The organism is Bradyrhizobium sp. SZCCT0153 (genome assembly GCF_018129995.1).
In the GTDB taxonomy this organism is placed as follows: domain Bacteria; phylum Pseudomonadota; class Alphaproteobacteria; order Rhizobiales; family Xanthobacteraceae; genus Bradyrhizobium; species Bradyrhizobium japonicum_G.
In genome coordinates, this window is sequence record NZ_JAFCKS010000003.1 from 140,628 (window position 1) to 157,634 (window position 17,007).

At 65.7% G+C, this 17,007-nt stretch carries 17 protein-coding genes and 2 tRNA genes; 4 read left to right on the plus strand and 15 right to left on the minus strand.

Translation table 11 applies throughout. The features are described from left to right. Positions 1-141: 141 nt before the first annotated feature. Entirely contained in the window at positions 142-678 is a 537-nt protein-coding gene (gene ppa, locus JQ572_RS14350) for an inorganic diphosphatase (RefSeq protein WP_007604168.1), read from the plus strand. Positions 679-768: 90 nt separating this feature from the next. On the opposite strand, the gene folD is transcribed toward ppa, so the two are convergent. The 3 genes from folD to JQ572_RS14365 are packed head-to-tail and all read right to left on the minus strand — an operon-like array spanning position 769 to position 2,314. Next, positions 769-1,653 carry a bifunctional methylenetetrahydrofolate dehydrogenase/methenyltetrahydrofolate cyclohydrolase FolD gene (gene folD / locus JQ572_RS14355; protein WP_211383694.1) on the minus strand — a complete coding sequence of 295 codons (885 nt, stop codon included), beginning with the start codon at positions 1,651-1,653 and terminating at the stop codon, positions 769-771. A gap of 1 nt (position 1,654) precedes the next feature. Further along, positions 1,655-2,008 carry a DUF167 domain-containing protein gene (locus tag JQ572_RS14360; protein WP_211383695.1) on the minus strand — a complete coding sequence of 118 codons (354 nt, stop codon included), beginning with the start codon at positions 2,006-2,008 and terminating at the stop codon, positions 1,655-1,657. Between the two features lie 15 nt (positions 2,009-2,023). Beyond that, positions 2,024-2,314, minus strand: a complete 291-nt coding sequence (locus JQ572_RS14365) for a YggT family protein (RefSeq protein WP_007598721.1) — start codon at positions 2,312-2,314, stop codon at positions 2,024-2,026. A gap of 204 nt (positions 2,315-2,518) precedes the next feature. On the opposite strand from JQ572_RS14365, the gene JQ572_RS14370 reads away from it, so the two are divergent. Beyond that, positions 2,519-2,594, plus strand: a tRNA-Ala gene (locus JQ572_RS14370). A 120-nt stretch (positions 2,595-2,714) separates the two neighbouring features. Here JQ572_RS14370 and JQ572_RS14375 read toward each other — a convergent pair. The 7 genes from JQ572_RS14375 to JQ572_RS14405 form a co-directional block, all read right to left on the minus strand. Next, positions 2,715-3,527, minus strand: a complete 813-nt coding sequence (locus tag JQ572_RS14375) for an enoyl-CoA hydratase (RefSeq protein WP_211383696.1) — start codon at positions 3,525-3,527, stop codon at positions 2,715-2,717. 152 nt (positions 3,528-3,679) lie between these two features. Then, complete coding sequence (locus tag JQ572_RS14380) at positions 3,680-4,474, minus strand: glutamine amidotransferase (RefSeq protein ID WP_211383697.1); 795 nt, start codon at positions 4,472-4,474, stop codon at positions 3,680-3,682. A gap of 129 nt (positions 4,475-4,603) precedes the next feature. Next, positions 4,604-5,383, minus strand: coding sequence for an SDR family NAD(P)-dependent oxidoreductase (locus JQ572_RS14385; RefSeq protein WP_211383698.1), 780 nt, complete (start codon positions 5,381-5,383; stop codon positions 4,604-4,606). Between the two features lie 228 nt (positions 5,384-5,611). After that, positions 5,612-6,100, minus strand: a complete 489-nt coding sequence (locus tag JQ572_RS14390) for a tellurite resistance TerB family protein (protein WP_211383699.1) — start codon at positions 6,098-6,100, stop codon at positions 5,612-5,614. A 137-nt stretch (positions 6,101-6,237) separates the two neighbouring features. After that, the gene (locus JQ572_RS14395) at positions 6,238-7,647 is read right to left on the minus strand and encodes an adenylate/guanylate cyclase domain-containing protein (protein WP_211383700.1); all 1,410 of its coding nucleotides are present in this window, start codon (positions 7,645-7,647) and stop codon (positions 6,238-6,240) included. Between the two features lie 49 nt (positions 7,648-7,696). Continuing rightward, on the minus strand, positions 7,697-9,067 hold the full coding sequence (locus JQ572_RS14400; protein WP_211383701.1) for a cytochrome P450: 1,371 nt from the start codon (positions 9,065-9,067) through the stop codon (positions 7,697-7,699). A 34-nt stretch (positions 9,068-9,101) separates the two neighbouring features. After that, positions 9,102-10,472 (minus strand): hydrolase, encoded by a 1,371-nt coding sequence (locus tag JQ572_RS14405; RefSeq protein ID WP_211383702.1) that lies wholly within the window; start codon positions 10,470-10,472, stop codon positions 9,102-9,104. A gap of 140 nt (positions 10,473-10,612) precedes the next feature. On the opposite strand from JQ572_RS14405, the gene JQ572_RS14410 reads away from it, so the two are divergent. Further along, positions 10,613-12,301, plus strand: coding sequence for an MFS transporter (locus JQ572_RS14410; RefSeq protein ID WP_211383703.1), 1,689 nt, complete (start codon positions 10,613-10,615; stop codon positions 12,299-12,301). A gap of 39 nt (positions 12,302-12,340) precedes the next feature. On the opposite strand, the gene JQ572_RS14415 is transcribed toward JQ572_RS14410, so the two are convergent. Continuing rightward, on the minus strand, positions 12,341-12,556 hold the full coding sequence (locus JQ572_RS14415) for a hypothetical protein (RefSeq protein WP_211383704.1): 216 nt from the start codon (positions 12,554-12,556) through the stop codon (positions 12,341-12,343). A 168-nt stretch (positions 12,557-12,724) separates the two neighbouring features. After that, positions 12,725-13,033 carry a hypothetical protein gene (locus JQ572_RS14420; RefSeq protein WP_211383705.1) on the minus strand — a complete coding sequence of 103 codons (309 nt, stop codon included), beginning with the start codon at positions 13,031-13,033 and terminating at the stop codon, positions 12,725-12,727. A 251-nt stretch (positions 13,034-13,284) separates the two neighbouring features. On the opposite strand from JQ572_RS14420, the gene JQ572_RS14425 reads away from it, so the two are divergent. Continuing rightward, positions 13,285-14,334: a polysaccharide deacetylase family protein gene (locus JQ572_RS14425; RefSeq protein ID WP_211383706.1), complete on the plus strand. Its 1,050-nt coding sequence runs from the start codon at positions 13,285-13,287 to the stop codon at positions 14,332-14,334. Positions 14,335-14,408: 74 nt separating this feature from the next. Here JQ572_RS14425 and JQ572_RS14430 read toward each other — a convergent pair whose 3' ends face one another. From JQ572_RS14430 to JQ572_RS14440, 3 genes are all read right to left on the minus strand, one after another. After that, positions 14,409-14,828 (minus strand): hypothetical protein, encoded by a 420-nt coding sequence (locus JQ572_RS14430; protein WP_211383707.1) that lies wholly within the window; start codon positions 14,826-14,828, stop codon positions 14,409-14,411. A 242-nt stretch (positions 14,829-15,070) separates the two neighbouring features. Further along, positions 15,071-15,146, minus strand: a tRNA-Thr gene (locus JQ572_RS14435). 100 nt (positions 15,147-15,246) lie between these two features. Next, positions 15,247-16,995 (minus strand): heme biosynthesis protein HemY, encoded by a 1,749-nt coding sequence (locus JQ572_RS14440; RefSeq protein WP_211383708.1) that lies wholly within the window; start codon positions 16,993-16,995, stop codon positions 15,247-15,249. Positions 16,996-17,007: the final 12 nt, after the last annotated feature.

A 17,007-nucleotide genomic window follows, 5' to 3' on the forward strand; every position in this document is an offset into this window, starting at 1 on the left:
CGATACCGCTGCCGCTTGAGCCGGTGATCGCTGGATTCATTATTTCACAAAAACACGATGGATAGGCGGGCCAAGCCCGCGTATGACAATGCCAAAATCGCTGCCGGGTGCGATTTACCCTCGGCAACAACGGAGCCTTGAATGCGTATCGATGCGGTCTCGATCGGGAAGAACGTACCACACGACGTCAACGTCATCATCGAAGTCCCCGTGGGCGGCGAACCGATCAAATACGAGATGGACAAGGAAGCCGGCACACTGGTCGTCGACCGCTTCCTCTACACGCCGATGCGTTACCCCGGTAACTACGGCTTCATCCCGCACACGCTGTCGGATGACGGCGATCCCTGCGACGTGCTGATCATCAACACCCGCGCCATCATCCCCGGCGCCGTCATGAGCGTGCGCCCGGTCGGCGTGCTGTTCATGGAAGACGAAGCCGGCGGCGACGAGAAGATTCTGGCGGTGCCGTCGTCGAAGCTGACGCAGCGCTACGACAAGGTAAAGTCGTACAGCGATCTGCCAGACATCACGCTGCAGCAGATCCAGCACTTCTTCGAGCACTACAAGGATCTCGAACCAGGCAAGTGGGTGAAGATTTTGCGCTGGGGCGGCCCCGAGGATGCCCACAAGCTGATCCTCGAAGGCATCGATCGCGAAAAGAAGAAGAAGGCGTAAGTCTTGTGTCCCGGACGCGGCGCGGCATGTCCCGGCGATGCGAAGCACCGTCCGGTGTGACGCGACGCTGAGCCGGGGCACGAGCGTCAGTTACACCGCCGGCTTCGGCAGCCCTGCAATCGCGCAGGCCGCGCGCAGCGTGTTCACCAGCAGGCACGCCACCGTCATCTGGCCGACGCCACCCGGCACCGGCGTAATCGCACCGGCGACGTTGAGCGCTTCCTGATAGGCGACATCGCCGACCAGCCGCGTCTTGCCGTCGTCCCTCGGGATCCGGTTGATGCCGACGTCGATCACGGTCGCGCCCGGCTTCAGCCAGTCGCCACGCACCATCTCAGGCCTGCCAACTGCGGCGTAAACGAGATCGGCCTGCTTCACGAGTCCGGGCAGGTCGCGCGAGCGCGAATGCGCGATCGTCACCGTCGCGTTCTCGTTGAGCAGCAATTGCACCAGCGGCCGGCCGACGAGATTGGAACGGCCGATGACGATGGCGTTCATGCCTTCGAGCGACGCATGGACGCTCTTGGTCAGGATGATGCAGCCGAGCGGCGTGCAGGGCGATAGCGCCTCGAAGCCGCCCGCAAGCCGGCCGGCATTGTTCGGATGCAGCCCGTCGACGTCCTTGGCGGGATCGATGGCATTGATCACAGCCTCGGTGTTCAGTCCCTTCGGCAGCGGCAGCTGTATCAGAATGCCGTGCACGGCGGGATCGCGGTTGAGTTTTGCAACGACGGCCAGCAGGTCGGCCTGCGACACGTCGGCCGGCAGCTTGTGCTCGAACGAGGCCATGCCGGCGGCCTGGGTCTGGGTATGCTTCGAGCGGACATAGACTTCGCTGGCGGGGTCGCTGCCGACCAGAACTACCGCAAGCCCCGGCACCAGATCGTGCTCGCGTTTGACGCGGGCGACCTCGTCGGCGACGCGGGCACGGAGTTCCGCGGCAATGACTTTTCCATCGATGATCTCAGCGGTCATGTCAGTTCCCTTGATCTGTGGATTTCGCCGCAGCGAGCTGGCGCAAGGCTTCGCCGAGCCGCGCTGGATCGCCATCGACTGCGATCTGCTTCAGCCGCGAGGTCGCCCCGGACAACAGCCTGACGCTCGCCTTGGGGACCCCAAGCGATTTCGCCAGCAGCACCAGAACGGCCTTGTTGGCCTCGCCGCCATCGGCGATCGCGCGCACCCGCACCTTGAGCACGCTGCGGCCATCGGCCAGCTGCTCGATCCCGTCGATGTCGTCGCGGCCGCCGCGCGGCGTCACCCGCAGCGCGATGCTGATGCCCGCGGTGGAGTAACGCCACGGTTCCTTGAAAGCGTCTTTGGCAACCAAGGCGCTCCCGCCTGCTCAGATCACGTTCGGGTAGATGTAATACAGAATCACCCGCTCGATGAACATGATGAGCAGGATCAGTATGATCGGCGAGATGTCGAGACCGCCGAGACTGGGCAGGAAATTGCGAATCGGCGCCAGCACCGGCTCGGTGATCCGGTACAGGAACTCCGCCACCGCCGACACGAACTGGTTGCGGGTGTTCACCACGTTGAAGGCGATCAGCCAGGACAGGATCGCGGAGGCGATCAGCAGCCAGACGTAGAGGTCGAGCACGATGATGACGATGTCGAGAACGGCACGCATGGCTTTTAAGAACTCTGGCTTTTGAAAACTCTGGCTGCGATCGGGATTGACGCCTGTTGCTAGATATCGGTTCCCCCCGGCGCAAACAAGGGAAGTCGGTGCCCGGATGGCTAAAACCGGGTGACACCCGTCCTTGACTTGACCTTGGCGGGGACTTAAATGGCGCCCGGTTGTCGGCCGCATTGACCAGAGCGGCCAGCAAACGGGGCCATAGCTCAGCTGGGAGAGCGCGTCGTTCGCAATGACGAGGTCGGCGGTTCGATCCCGCCTGGCTCCACCAGCCTTCACTCGCTTCGCGAGCTACGGCTAGGCAAGCCAGCCGAGCACTTTCGTAGCGAAGGAAGCGAAGGCTGTCCCGCCATAGCCCGAAGGGCGACGGCGGACGCTCTCCGAAAAGCCCCTACCTCCCCGTAAACCGCGGCGGCCGTTTCTCCATGAAGCTCGCCACGCCTTCCCGGAAATCGCTGCCGTTCAGCGCCACCATCATCTCGCGATTGGCCTCGATCGTCGCTTCCGCCAGGGTCTGGAACGGCACCTCGTAGAGCTGCCGCTTGATCACGGCCATCGCGCTCGGCGAGACGAAATCGGCGAGGTCGCGCGCATAGGCATAGGTCTCTTCGCGGAGTTTTTCGGGCGAGCAGAGCCGGTTGACCAGCCCGATCCGCAATGCCTCGTCGCTGCCCACACGCCTTGCCGAGAGCAACAGATCCATCGCGTTGGCGTGGCCGACGATGCGCGGCAGCATCCAGCTGATGCCATGCTCGGCGATCAGGCCGCGCCGCGCGAAGGCGGTCGTGAACACCGTGTTGTCGGCGGCAAAGCGCAGGTCGCAATAGAGCGCATGGACGAGGCCGATGCCGGCCGTGGCGCCGTTGAGCATGGCGATAATCGGCTTCTTGATCGACGGATAGAAGCCGTAGCGGGTCTGCCAGTCCGGTCGGCGGTTCATGTCGAAAGGCGGCAGATTCGACGCGCGCCTGACGTCGCTGGGATCGAGCCCTTTCAGCGCATCCATGTCGGCGCCGGCACAAAAGCCGCGGCCCGCACCGGTGAGCACGATGACGCGGACATTGTCATCAGCGCTCGATGCTTCCATCGCATGACGGACGTCGCGCTCCATGACGGGCGTCCACGCGTTCATGCGATCGGGACGGTTGAGCGTGATGGTCGCGACCTTGTCGCTGACGTCGTAGAGAATGTGTTCATAGGCCATGGCGCTCTCCCTTTGTTCGCCGGCACGCGTTCGCCGGCACGCGTTCGCGCGCGCTCGTTGGCGGCAAGCCTAGCATATTCGAGGATGAGGCAAGGGCTTGCGCCAAGGACTTAGGCGAAGGATCTGCGGCAAGGACCTTGGCGAAGGCGCGATTACTCGGCGGCTTGCGCCAGCACCGGCCGGCGCGCCAGCCAGCCGTCGATGAAATGATCCAGCCAGGCGCGTTCTGCGGCATCGTACACCGCACGGTCCGCGAAATGATGATGCCGCTGCCGCGCGCCGGGTGCGCTGAAGCCGTCATAGCCGCGCGTGGTCCAGCGATGCATCATCGCGTAGGTCACGTCGGGATGAAACTGCACGCCGAAGGCATTGCCGGTGCGGAACGCCTGCACTGGAAAATCGTCGCCTTCCGCCAGCAATTCCGCGCCAAGCGGTAGCTCGAAGCCTTCGCGATGCCAATGGTAGACCTGTGCCGGCCAGTGCGGGCAGAGCGCGCGTCCCGCGGCGGTCGGACGGATCGGGTAATAGCCGATCTGGGTCAGCGAATCCGCATGCGGCGCGACGCGGGCGCCGAGCTGCATCGCCAGCATCTGCGCACCGAGGCAGATGCCGAGGAACGGCCGCTGCTCGCGGAGCGGAATTTCAATCCAGTCGATCTCACGGCGGATGTAGTCTTCGGGATCATTGGCGCTCATCGGACCGCCGAAGATTACGGCGCCGGCATGCTGCTCGAGCGTATCGGGCAGGGAATCGCCGAAGCGGGGACGGCGGATGTCGAGGCGATGGCCGAGCGCGCGCAGCGCATTGCCGACACGGCCGGGCGTCGAGGATTCCTGATGCAGGACGATCAGCACCGGCAACCGGTCTTCGGAGGCGGCGATGCTCGGCGTCCTTCTGGGGAAGGGCACGACTTCTGCGCCAGCAAACCTGTCCGTCCGGAACGACATCGCCTTTCCAAGTGCTATCGGTTCAGACCGCCAGCATAACTAAGCGATCGTTAATATCGTGTGAGTTTGCGCACACACGCCCGATAGTGAAGCAAGCTCCGGGCCACTACTGACGCTTCAAGCTTTTCTCTAGTGCCGCTGCCTCTGGAACCGGCTGGTGGCAGCCAGGATGAAGCCGCGCGGAAAGAAACGCAGCGCGAACGGCACAATCTTGATGCCGAGACCGGGGAGCACTGCCCGTTTGTTGGCCATCAGGCCGCGATAGGCCTGCTGCGCGACGTCGGCGGCAGGAACATTGAGAAGGGCCGTATCATGTCCGGCCCCGACGCCGGCGCGCGCCTGGAATTCGGTGGGCACCGGACCCGGGCAAAGGACCGTGACGCGAACGCCGTGCGGAGCCAGCTCCGCCCGCAAAGCCTCGGTGAGGGAAATCACATAGGCCTTGGACGCGTAGTAGACGGCCATGCCGGGTCCCGGCAGAAAGCCGGCGACCGATCCGACATTGAGAAGACCGCCCTTGTTCCTGATCAGCTGATCGGCAAAGCGTAGCGACAGATCCGTCAGGGCCCGAACGTTGACGTCGACGATGCCGACCTGCTCGACGCGGTCGCGTTCGATGGCGTCACCGAACACGCCGAAGCCGGCGTTGTTGACGAGGTTATCGAGCTCGACACCTTCGGCTGCGAGCGCGGCGGCGATCTTCTCGCCGGCGTCCGGCTCCTGGAGATTGCAGACGATCACGATCGGCTTCTTGCCGCCCTTGGCGGCGAGCTCGTTCGCGAGTGCCTCAAGCCGGTCCGCGCGCCGCGCCGTCAGCGCAAGGCGGTGTCCATTCGCGGCGAACACACGCGCCAGTTCGGTGCCGATGCCCGCCGAAGCACCGGTGATCAACGTTACCCGCTCAGTCACGATCGAATTCTCTTGAATTGAAGCTTTTTGGCCCCGCAATACCGGAACGAGAGCATAGGCCGTGCGCGACAGGCAAGCGGCGCCAGCAGCATGGGCGCCTGAGCGGGCGGCAGGACGACAGGAAAACCCGGGTATTTACGGGCGAATCCCGGACCCGCGCGGCTGGAAGCTACATTAAAGTTTTGTCATGTGGTTCGGACGACCGGCAATCGGCCGCGTAGAAAAGGGTCAGCCGCCGAGGGCGTTGTCCTTGACCTGACCACCGGCGCGGTCCGCGACCGCGTGCTTCAGGTCGATCCGGTCGCGCTGGGCGATCCCGAGAAGGTCGGAGGCGCGCCAGACCACGTTGTCCTCGAACTCGCTGACCTGGCCGTCGGCATAGACCAGCTCCCACATCATCTGGACGAGGCGCTTGCGGCCTTCTTCGTCGAGCGAGCGCATGATGACGCTGGTGAAATGATAGAGGTCCACCGCCTCGCCCTCGACCTGGGTCGCATCCGCGATCAGGCGGTCGGCCGTGCCGCGATCGAGCCCGAAATGGCTTTCGATCAGGCTGTGCAGCTTGCGCTGTTCGGCCGCCGTCGGCTGACCGTCCAGCGAGACCACGTGAACCAGCAACGCGGTCGCCGCCAGCCGATAATCGCTGTCGTCGAATGCGCGATCTCCGGCATGGGGAGCAACAATGTCGGCGATGAATTGGCGCAGGCCGTCGAGCATAAGGTCCTACCGAAATCGATGACGCCGCGGGGACGCGGCCGCTACCAGCATTATATGAGCGGTAAACTCAACCGGCGCAACGTGCGTCAGTTCCGTGCGCTGCATTACGTTTCGGCAATCTCGATGCCGGGACGCATCTACGGTATCTCGTACACCACCATCTTGTCGGCGATGCCGCGCAGCGCGGCCTGCTTCTGGATCGGCTTGATCGCGCGCTGCTGAAGCACCTCGGCGACGGCGGGCGCGTCGAGCACCGGGCCGGTGATGTGGATCTCCTGCGCGGTCGACAGGCTCTGGACGCGGGCGGCGATGTTGACGGTCTGGCCGAAATAATCCTGCCGCTCGTTGAGCATCACCGCAAGGCACGGGCCTTCATGGATGCCGATCTTGACGATGAGATCGTCGGTGCCGCGCTGCTTGTTGAGTTCGTCCATGGCCGCGCGCATCCGCAGGCCGGCGACGATGGCGTGCTCGGGCCGGACGAAGGTCGCCATCACGGCGTCGCCGATGGTCTTCACCACAGCGCCCTTCTCCGAGGAGATGATCTCGAGCAGCGCATGGAAATGCGCGCGCACGAGATCGAAGGCGGCGAGATCACCGACCCGCTCGTATAGCGCGGTCGAGCCCTTCAAATCCGTGAACAGGAAGGTCAGCGACGTGATCTGGAGCCGCTGGTCGAGACTGAGATTGTCCGCCTTGAACACATCGCGAAAGGTCTGGTTCGACAGCATCCGCTTGGCGGTAAGGAATGGCTTGCGCTTGCCGATCAGATGGTGGAGCGCCTCGGCCGCGATGAACACCGACGGCAGCACGCGCACGCCGGCCTGGTTTTCCAGCGACAGCCGCAGCGGCCCCGGCCGCATCGTCGTGGTACCCGTCGGCGCCTGCACCTTGTTGTACATGATGGCGAATTGCTGGCGGTCCTTCGTCGGCTCGCCCTGGACGTCGATGAAATGGGCGGCGTGCGTCACCGGCTCGAAGATGATGATGAAGTCGTTCGGCAGTTGCAGCGACATGGTCGCCTTCTCGCCGGCCGGCAGCTCCATCGTATCCAGCGTCACCTCGTTGGCCAGCGTCGCGAACGAATCCTTGTTGAAGTCGACGCCGGAGCTCCAGAACACCTGCTTGAAATATTCCCACACCGGAAGCGTGTCGGGATCGTGCGCGGCGATGCGCCGGACGCGCGGATTCACGGTGAATGAGACCTCGACCTGGTCGTCGACCGAGGCCTTGTAGCCGCAGGCACAGAGCGCGCAATGATAGTCGCCCGGCTTGAGCGCCTTCAGGGTCGAGTGCGCCCCCAGCACGCCGCCGCAGCCCGGGCACAGCACGTTCCAGCCGAGATCGAACAGGCCGAGCCGTGCCGAATGCAGGAAGGCGGAAATCACGCGCTCTTCGTCGAGGCCGTGCTGCCTGGCGAAGTCGAGGACATTGACGCGGTTGAGCGCGTGATCCTCGCCGTGCTCGATGAGGCGCGTAATCGCATCGACCACCTTGGCATCGGCGGTCTGCTTCAGAACGGAAAACTGGGCCTGGATGTCGCTCATGGCGCAACTCTGTCTCGGTTGATCACGCGATCGGCCAGGCGAACGCCTGTCACCGACGCGTGATGCGGAACATGGGTGAATGGTCCGGCTGGGTCGTGACGACGCCGAGCGGGATCACGGGATTTGCCGTATCGGCAAGCTCGACGCGGAACGCGCCGATCAATCGGGCCAGCGCCAGCACGGATTCGGCTTGCGCGAACGGCGCGCCGATGCAGACACGCGGACCCGCCCCGAAGGGAAGATAGGCGAACCGATCGGGCGCATCCGCCGACATGAAGCGCTTTGGAATGAACGCGTTGGGCTGATCCCACAGCTTCTCGTGCCGGTGCAGCAGCCAGGGCGCGATCATGATGATGTCGCCCTTGCCGATCTCGACGCCGGCCGCGTTGTCCTTCTCGCGCGCCGCGCGGGCGATCAGGAAGGCGGGCGGATAAAGCCGCATCGTCTCCTCGACCACCGCGCGGGTGAATTTCTGGCGATCGATGTCCGCCATGCTGTCCAGATGCTCGCCTCGGGTCTCGGACGCCACCTCCTCCTGCGTGTCCGGATCGAGCGCGAGCAGATAGAGCGCCCAGAACAACGCAGTTGCGGTGGTCTCGTGACCCGCGAGGATCATGGTCGCGACCTCGTCGACGAGCTGCTCGTCCGAAAAGCCCTTGCCGGTTTCCGGATCGCGCGCCTCGTCCATGAGATCGAACAGGTCGCGCGGCGGCGCGCCGTCCTTCTTGCCCATCGCGCGGCGCTCGGCGATCAGCACCGCGACGAATTCGGTCCAGCGCTTGCGGAAGCGCGCCCGGGCACGGTCCATCGGGGTCGGCCAGGACACGGGCAGCACCATGTCGAGGAAGTAGGGCCGGCCAAGCCGCTCGCCATATTCCATGACGAAGTTGCGCAGGGTCGGACCGTGCCGGTCCATACCGAACGAGAACATGGTGCGCCCGGCGATCTCCAGCGTCATGCGCTGCATGATCTCACGCAAATCAACCGGCTCGCTTGTGCGCGTGTCGAGCTTCGCGATGGTTTCGTCGAGCACCGCCGTCATGTGCGGGACCAGATTTGCAGTGGCGCGCGGCGTGAAGGCAGGCGCGAGGGTGCGGCGCTGAAACGTCCAGGAATGACCTTCCGCAATCAGGAGGCCGTCGCCAAGCACGGGACGTAGCATGCGGATCCCCGCCGGCGTGCGCGTGTAATTCTCGTAATTGCTGAGCAGAACATGCCGGATCGCATCCGGCCGGTTCAGGATGAAGCTGTTGCGGAGGAAGAAGCGGCCCTTGATGATGTCTTCCTCGTAGGCGCGCTGCCCCCAGGTCGCGATCATGTTGTGCCGGAGGACAGCGAGCCGGCCGAGGAACGACATGTCGTCGGGCGCACGCGGCGGGGTCGGAGGGATGATGGGCCGACGCACGCTGGCGATGTTCATTGCTCTCTCCCGCAGATGTGACCCAGGCAAATAGCTAGTAAGTCAGCTCGGCAATCGCAATCCTGTTCTCGGAGGCGGGCCAGGCGCGCGCCACAATTCGTTCTTCGCCGAACTGAGCCACGACGTTACGCCCGACCTCGCTGGCCGGAAGCCGCAGGGTCGCTGCCGAATCCGTGGGCACGCCCGGCTTCACGTCGGCCGGCTGCTTGCCGTCGAGCAGCACCACGTCCCGCGGCAGGCCGAAATAGCCGCGCGGACGCGACATGATCACGACAGCCCCGGCGTCCTTGTCCCCGGCCCCGAGCGGGCGCGCGGCGCGCAGATGCACGACGTCGGACGAGCGCGGGAAGGGCGAGCGATAGATGTGCGTCGTCGGCGCACCCGGCGAAGCGAGGACGAGTTCGAGCGACCAGGAAGGCTCGACCTGCGCCGGCCCCCAGCGGCCGTCGGCGCCGGTCTTGGCGCTGTACACCGCATTGCCCTTGCGCTCTCCGGTTTCGGGATCGACGCGGAAGACATCGACGGTTGCGCCCGCGACCGGACGATTGGTCGGCGCGCCGCCCGGCATGCCCGTCACCAGCCCGCTCAGCCTGACGCTCTGCTCCGGCACGATCGCGATCCGCGCGGGCTCGCGGCCGGCGATGAATTTGTAGATCTCGCGGAAGGCTCGCGGGTGGAACGCCACCTCGCGATGATCGAGCGCGCCGAGCACGAGATTGGTGGCGCCCTTCAACTCCGGACCTTCAACGGTGACGCCGGTCGGGGTGCCGGGCTTGCCGATGAAGCGGCCGTCGGCCTGCGCGTATTTGTCCATGCCGTCGCTGCGCAAGGTGAGGAAGGCAACACCCGGGGTCACCTCGCTCTCGCCCTCGTTCAGGCCGCGCAAGAACGTGCCGCGGCCGTTGAACTCGCTGTTGGGCTGGTCGTCGGTCGCGAACACGCCGTGATTGGGCGTGCCGCACAGGACGGCGTGGCTGACATCGCCGGCGCCACCGCTCTTGATCACGTTGCGGATCGCATAGCCGCCGCGGGAGCTCCCGACCAGCGCCACGCGGGACGCGCCGGTGCGGCGCTTCAGATCCGCGATGGCGGCGGCGAGCTCGCGGCGCTGGTCCTCGGTCGAGGAGCGGCCCGCCTGCTCGACCTTGTCGTCGCTGCGCGCCAGCGGATCGGTGAAGTTGATCGCTGCCATGCGATCTCGGGCGATGCCATTGGATTCCATCCGCCACATCGTGGTGATCCAAAGCGCGTCGTAATCGCCATTGCCGTGGACGAACAGGATCGGGGGCACCTCGGTCGTCTGTGCCGCGGGCGCGCTCTGGGCCAGCGCACCCATCCGCAAGCTCGCAACCGCGAAAGGCAGGCTGCTGGCACCTTGCAGGATCGTCCGTCGCGACAGCTTCATTTGTTCCTCCTCCGGCAAAACCACGTCTTTGCACCGCTTATACCGGCCTAACCACTGGACAGCGAAGGACTTTCGCGGGCATCACTGAACTTGCCGGAATCACCCTAAGACCACTTCTGCCAGCCCATTTGGAAGGGGATATGACCGAGCAGACGAACCGTCAGAAAATTGCGGCCGACGGCATCACCGCGCCGCTGCGCTACACCGTGTTCCGGCGCATCTGGCTCGCCAGCCTGCTCTCCAATCTCGGCCTGCTGATCCAGGGCGTGGGCGCCGCCTGGGCGATGACGCAGATGGCGGCCTCGGCGGACAAGGTTGCGCTGGTGCAGACCGCCTTGATGCTGCCGATCATGCTGATCTCGATGCCGGCCGGCGCCATCGCCGACATGTATGACCGCCGCATCGTCACCCTGGTCTCGCTCTCGATCGCGCTGACCGGCGCGAGCGCGCTCACGGTACTGGCCGGACTGAACCTGATCACCCCGGAAACGCTGCTCGCCTTCTGCTTCGTGGTCGGCAGCGGCAACGCGCTGTTCGGTCCGGCCTGGCAGTCCTCCGTCAGCGAGCAGGTGCCCCCCGATGCGCTGCCGTCGGCGGTCGCGCTGAACGGCATCAGCTACAACATCGCGCGCAGCTTCGGTCCGGCGGTCGGCGGCGTCATCGTCGCCGCGCTCGGCGCTGTCGCCGCCTTTGCCTGCAACGCGATCCTCTATCTGCCGCTGCTGGTGGTGCTGTTGCTGTGGCGGCGCAACACCGAGCCCTCGCGGCTGCCGCGGGAGAAGCTCAACCGCGCCATGGTCTCGGGCTTCCGCTACATCACCAATTCCCCGCCGATCAAGATCGTGCTGTTGCGCACATTGGTGATGGGCCTGATCGGCGGCGCCATCATGGCGCTGATGCCGCTGGTCGCGCGCGACCTGCTGCATGGCGGCGCGCAGACCTACGGCATCATGCTCGGCGCCTTCGGCATGGGTGCCGTGGTCGGCGCGCTCAACATCCACGAATTGCGCAAGCGCATGAGCGGCGAGGCCGCGATCCGCGCCTGCACCATCACGATGGCGTTCGCGATGGCCGCCCTGGCCGTGAGCACCGAGCCGGTGCTGACGGCGGCTGCGCTGGTGCTCGCGGGCGCGGTCTGGATGGCCGCGGTCGCGCTGTTCAACATCGGCGTGCAGCTCTCGGCGCCGCGCTGGGTCGCGGGCCGCTCGCTCGCGGCGTTCCAGGCCTCTATCTCCGGCGGCATCGCGATCGGTGCCTGGGGCTGGGGCCATCTCACCGACTATGCCGGCGTCGAGGTCGCGCTGCTGACGGCCGCCGGCCTGATGCTGATCTCGCCGCTGCTCGGACTCTGGCTCACGATGCCGCGCGTCGGCGCCCGCAACGAGGATGCCGATCTGCTGGCCGATCCGGAAGTCAAGCTGTCGCTCACGGCGCGCAGCGGGCCGCTGGTGGTCGAGATCGAGTACCGGGTCGCCCAGGAGAACGCGCGCGGCTTTCACAACGTGATGCAGGACGTGCAGCTCTCCCGGCAGCGCAACGGCGCCTATGGCTGGTCGATCGCGCGCGACATCGCCGATCCCGAATTGTGGACCGAGCGCTATCATTGCCCGACCTGGCTCGACTACTTGCGCCAGCGCAACCGCTCGACACAGTCCGAACGCGCACTGCATCAGGAGGCGATCGCCTTCCACATCGGTCCCGATCCGGTGCGGATCCGCCGCATGCTGGAGCGTCCGTTCGGCTCGGTGCGCTGGAAGGAGGAGACGCCGGACCAGGCGGCAAGTGAGGTGCTGCCCGTGGTCGCGACCGCGGCGGGGAGCAGCACGTAGGTTTTGTCAAACACTCTGCCGTCGTCCCGGCGAAGACAATTACTGCCCGTTATCCGTCAGCACCTTCTCACAGCCCTTGCTCAGCCGCGGACGATTCTGCTTCAGGCAGGCGAGCACGGCCTGGTCGCCATTGTTCATCACGGCGCGGCAGAAGCGCGTGACGTCGCGCGCGCAGGCATCATGTCCAGGCTGCTGTTGCGCTGATGCGCCCGATGCGCACAGGAGCAAAGAAATAACGAAAAGAAATCTGGTCATCGCGCAATGCCTCTAACCCGGAAGATGTGCGGGCGAAGCTAGTGCGACGATCCCTTAGCCGCAACGGCTTTATTGGCAGGCTGAATGGCGCCATCGCGTGGCCCCGGCTTGTGGCCGGGGCACATCGCGAGGGGAGCTGACCGACGCAACGATTATTGTGTTGCGCGCTTACTGGCTGTCCTGGGCGTCAGCGACCTTGCGTGACGCGCCCTTGGCGAGATCCTTGTCCATCACTGCGCGGCAGCCGGCGCTCAGGTCGGAGCGATGCTTCATCATGCACGCCGTGATCTTCGGGATGTTGGGGATTTCCGACGAGCACAGGCGGAAGGCGTCGCCGGTGCACTGCTGCTGCGCCTCGGACGAGAAGGCGAAGCTCGAGGTCGTCGAAACGATCGAAACGATGGCGGCAAAGCCCAGAGCCAGGCTGGTGTCGCGGATCTTGCTACTCAGGGACTTGGTGTTCAGCGAGTTGGTCATTTGAAGCTCCCATTGGCACCGCTCGGCGGGCCCGTTGTTGATGGGACCCAAGATGCTCCAACAAACTCCTTTCCACTGTGATGATGGTCACAGGCGCCCCTGTCACTGTGACATCAGTCACACAAGCCGACCTATCTGAAATTCCTCCGTAAACGCCGTCGTGTTGGTGTCACGTTAACCGCTCCTTCGCATTAATGGCTCGTCGCGCGGGAAATTCCGCAGGTTTGGTTGCGTAATTGGAAAGAGTAGCGATGCGTAATGCGTTGGGCCTGATGTTGGCCAGTGTCCTTGCGGCGGTCGTGATCGCGGCCGGCGGTTGGTTTTATTATTCCTCGCGCGCCGATCAGGCCGCTCCCAAAACAATGGCCGCCCGTACCGCCGATCCATTGCCGGCACCGGCGAAGCTCGCCGCCAAGGACGACGTCGAGACCACCGCCGCACTCGCCGGCAAGCCGGCGGCCCCCGCTCCGGCGCCAGTGCCGGCCCCGGCCATGCCGGTGCAGCAGAAACAGGTCTGCGCCAATCCGAACGCGCTGGGCGTGTCCCGCGTGGTCGAGATCGACACCACGGGCGGACCCGGCTTCGGCTTCGACCATTTCAAGCAGTTCGACTTCCTCACCGACAAGGAGGTCGTGCTGACCTTCGACGACGGTCCCTGGCCCGTGAACACGCCCGCGGTGCTGAAGGCGCTCGCGGACGAATGCACCAAGGGCCTGTTCTTCTCGGTCGGCAAGCACGCGACCTATCATCCGGAAATCCTGCGCCAGGTGCTGGCGCAGGGCCACACGATCGGCGCCCACACCTGGTCGCACGTCAATCTGAACGGCAAGAAGATGACGGAGCAGCAGGCCCTGGACGAGGTCGAGAAAGGCTTCAGCGCCGTGAAGTTCGCGCTCGGCACCAATCCGGCGCCGTTCTTCCGCTTCCCGCAGCTTCAGCACAATCCGGCGATCGTGACCTATTTCGGCACCCGCAACGTCGCGATGTTCTCGACCGACATCGACTCCTTCGATTTCAGGAAGGGCGCCACCCCGGACAAGATCATCAGCAACGTGATGACCAAGCTCGACAAGCTCGGCAAGGGCATCATCCTGATGCACGACTTCCAGAAGCACACCGGCGAAGCCATGCCGGCGCTGCTCGCGCGCCTCAAGGCCGGCGGCTACAAGATCGTGCAGATGAAGGCCAAGACGACTTTCCAGACGCTGCCGGAATATGACGAAGCGCTGCTCAAGGAATTGAAGGTGCCGACCTCGAGCGCACGCCCGATCGGAAGCGTGGTGCAAACGGTTTCGCAGTAACGAGACCACCGCTTCAATACGCGCATGGCCGGGCTTTCGCCCGGCCATTTGCTTTTCAAGGGGACGCGGCCAGCTTACCAATAGATGCCGTGGCGATGCAGCTCGCTGATGATGCGGCCTTCGGTCCAGGTGCGCTTGTGCTTCGGCTTGTCCGCCCTTGCCGTCTTCGCGGGCTTGGTCGTCCTGACCGGCACTGACGCGGTCGTCGTGGTCGCGGCGGGAGCTGTCGTCGCGACGGGCGCAGGGACAGGAGCAGGGGCAGGGACAGGAGCGGGCGCCGGGATTGCCGGCGGACGATCGACATATTTCGGAGCTTCGACGGCCGGCGCGACCTCGCTGACTTGCGTCGTCGTGGCGGTCGTCGCCGCCGTCGTGGCGGCTTGCGGAGCGGCGGCACGCTCACTCGCCGCGGACAGCGACAGGCTGCGTGCGCCGTCTGCCTGGGCAGACGCGGAACCCAGGACCATGGCGGTGATCAGAATGATCTTGCGCATATGAAATCTCCCCGTGTTGGCGTGGCCGCGACACTACGGAAGTCATGCCTGAAGTTATGTGATCGCGATCACCCGGGCCGCTGCGCGACCTCGAACGCTCCCACGGTGATACAACGGCCGCGCTCTGCGCGACCCATCTGGACCGTGCACTCGTGCGGGCTGGATGCGCCGGCAAAAACACCGGGCTTGCGAGGAGCCGCGCTTGCGAGGATCGGATGAACCTGAGTAGACGTTCGGAGCGCTGGTGCCGCAAGAGGGACTCGAACCCCCGACCCCGTCATTACGAATGACGTGCTCTACCAACTGAGCTATTGCGGCGAACCCTGCCGGGACCCAAGCAAAGCCGGTCCCGTTACGCGCGCTCCTGATATCGGGCATGGCCCGAATTGGCAAGGTGGCGCCGGCTTCGAAATGCCCCTCACGCGCCCCAGCGGGACCAGAATCCGCGCCAGCCGCCGGCCTGGGCCTTTGCAGCGTCCCTGGGCGTGCCGATTTGTTCCGTGAATTCATCGCTCGGACCCTCGTCATCGATCCCGGGATCATCCGGGGCGCGGATGATCGGGATGACGGCGGGAATCGGCGCCGGTGAGGGCTTGCCGAGGTCGGCGCGGGTCCGGAACACCGGCGTCGCCACCACCGGCGATGATTCGGCCGGCTCGGGCGCTGGTTGGACCGGCTCGGCGGGCGTGGCCGCGGGCTCTTCCTCGGCAACGGGAGGCGAATTGTCCTGTGCCGCCGGCGCTGGATCGGGCGCCGTCGCAGGCGGTTCCGCGGGGCTTTCGATTGGAACTGCGGTCACCCGCTTCGGGGGCGGGGCCGCCAGCATGGCTTCCTCGAAGGCCGATGACTCGATCATGTCGCCCTTGCCGGACGGCAGGCTTGCGACCGGCGTCTGCCACTGGAACGCGTCGAGCCGGCCGGTGACCGGGGAGACCGGACGCCAGCGGTCACTGACATAGCCGTCCGCGGTCCAGGCCGGGTCGTGGCGGGCCCGCACCGCGCGCAAGGTCCAGGCGCGGGCGCGGCCGCTGTCGCCATGCTCGGTGCGCTCGAGCTCGGCCATCAGCAGCGCAACGCGCTGGGTCGGATCGTTGACGTAAGGCGCCAGCACCGCGCGCGCACGGGCGAACTCGGACGCATCGATCGCGGCGCGCGCGATCGCGAGCTGGCCCTCGACATGGCCGGCCCTGTCGGCAGGAACCTTGGCGGCGAGTGTCTCGACCCGCTGCAAGCGCTGCCGCGCCGAATCGCCGAGCTTCACATGCGCATAGGCATCCGCGAGATCGGGATGCGGATTGGCGAGCCAGGCGGCTTCCACCAGCTTCATGGCGCGGCGCACCTGATGCGCCTCGCTCTCGAATTTTGCGGCGAGCACTGCGGCCGGGACCAGCGTCGGCGCGAGCTTGACCGCCTCCATCACGCTCTCGCGCGCGACGTCGCGATCCATCGTTTCCAATTCCAGCGCGCGGGCGGCAAGCAGCACGCCGCGCTGGCGGCGATAGGCCTGCCTGTCGATCAGGCCCGAGGACAGATTCGAATCGAGGATCGCGAGCGCGCCGCTCCAGTCGCCGCGTGCACAGCGGAAGCCGAGCACGGCATGCGAGGCCCAGGTCGAGGACGGCGACTGCTTGATCGCTTCCTCCGCGATCATCACGGCACCGACCGCATCGTCGGCGCGCTGCGCCTCGATGAACAGGCCGCGCAGGCCGAGCAGGCGCGTGTCCTCGCGCTCGGCCATGGCGCGGAAGACGCGCTGCGCCTCGTCGCGATTGCCCTCGAGCTGCGCGGACTGCGCATGCAGGAGCAGCGCGAGCGGATCGTTCGCGGCCAGCCGCCGCGCGGTATCGGCGTGGCGGCGGGCGAGCGCGGTGTCGCCATGGCCGATCGCGAGCAGGCCGTGGGTGATGGCATGGCGGCCGCGGGCGTGGCGCTTGTCGTGACGGCGGCGGCGCAGGCGTCCCGGCGCACGCCAGATCATCGTCACGAGGCTCCAGACCAGCACGACCGCCGCGGCAAAGAGGCCGAGCAGGAACACGAATCTCGGAAGCGTCGTCGTGGCGCGGAAACCGCCCGCGGTCAGGACGAGCTCGCCGGGTTGATCGGCAACCCAGGCCGCGCCGGCCGCCGCCAGCGCGATCAGGACGAGGAAGAGGACGATGCGAAGCATGGCGATCCCTAT

Coding starts and splice junctions, on each gene's coding strand:
- ppa (WP_007604168.1), top strand. CDS start 142: ATGCGTATCGATGCGGTCTCGATCGGGAAGAACGTACCACACGACGTC.
- folD (WP_211383694.1), bottom strand. CDS start 1,653: ATGACCGCTGAGATCATCGATGGAAAAGTCATTGCCGCGGAACTCCGT.
- JQ572_RS14365 (WP_007598721.1), bottom strand. CDS start 2,314: ATGCGTGCCGTTCTCGACATCGTCATCATCGTGCTCGACCTCTACGTC.
- JQ572_RS14375 (WP_211383696.1), bottom strand. CDS start 3,527: ATGGCCTATGAACACATTCTCTACGACGTCAGCGACAAGGTCGCGACC.
- JQ572_RS14380 (WP_211383697.1), bottom strand. CDS start 4,474: ATGTCGTTCCGGACGGACAGGTTTGCTGGCGCAGAAGTCGTGCCCTTC.
- JQ572_RS14390 (WP_211383699.1), bottom strand. CDS start 6,100: ATGCTCGACGGCCTGCGCCAATTCATCGCCGACATTGTTGCTCCCCAT.
- JQ572_RS14395 (WP_211383700.1), bottom strand. CDS start 7,647: ATGAGCGACATCCAGGCCCAGTTTTCCGTTCTGAAGCAGACCGCCGAT.
- JQ572_RS14400 (WP_211383701.1), bottom strand. CDS start 9,067: ATGAACATCGCCAGCGTGCGTCGGCCCATCATCCCTCCGACCCCGCCG.
- JQ572_RS14405 (WP_211383702.1), bottom strand. CDS start 10,472: ATGAAGCTGTCGCGACGGACGATCCTGCAAGGTGCCAGCAGCCTGCCT.
- JQ572_RS14410 (WP_211383703.1), top strand. CDS start 10,613: ATGACCGAGCAGACGAACCGTCAGAAAATTGCGGCCGACGGCATCACC.
- JQ572_RS14415 (WP_211383704.1), bottom strand. CDS start 12,556: ATGACCAGATTTCTTTTCGTTATTTCTTTGCTCCTGTGCGCATCGGGC.
- JQ572_RS14420 (WP_211383705.1), bottom strand. CDS start 13,033: ATGACCAACTCGCTGAACACCAAGTCCCTGAGTAGCAAGATCCGCGAC.
- JQ572_RS14425 (WP_211383706.1), top strand. CDS start 13,285: ATGCGTAATGCGTTGGGCCTGATGTTGGCCAGTGTCCTTGCGGCGGTC.
- JQ572_RS14430 (WP_211383707.1), bottom strand. CDS start 14,828: ATGCGCAAGATCATTCTGATCACCGCCATGGTCCTGGGTTCCGCGTCT.
- JQ572_RS14440 (WP_211383708.1), bottom strand. CDS start 16,995: ATGCTTCGCATCGTCCTCTTCCTCGTCCTGATCGCGCTGGCGGCGGCC.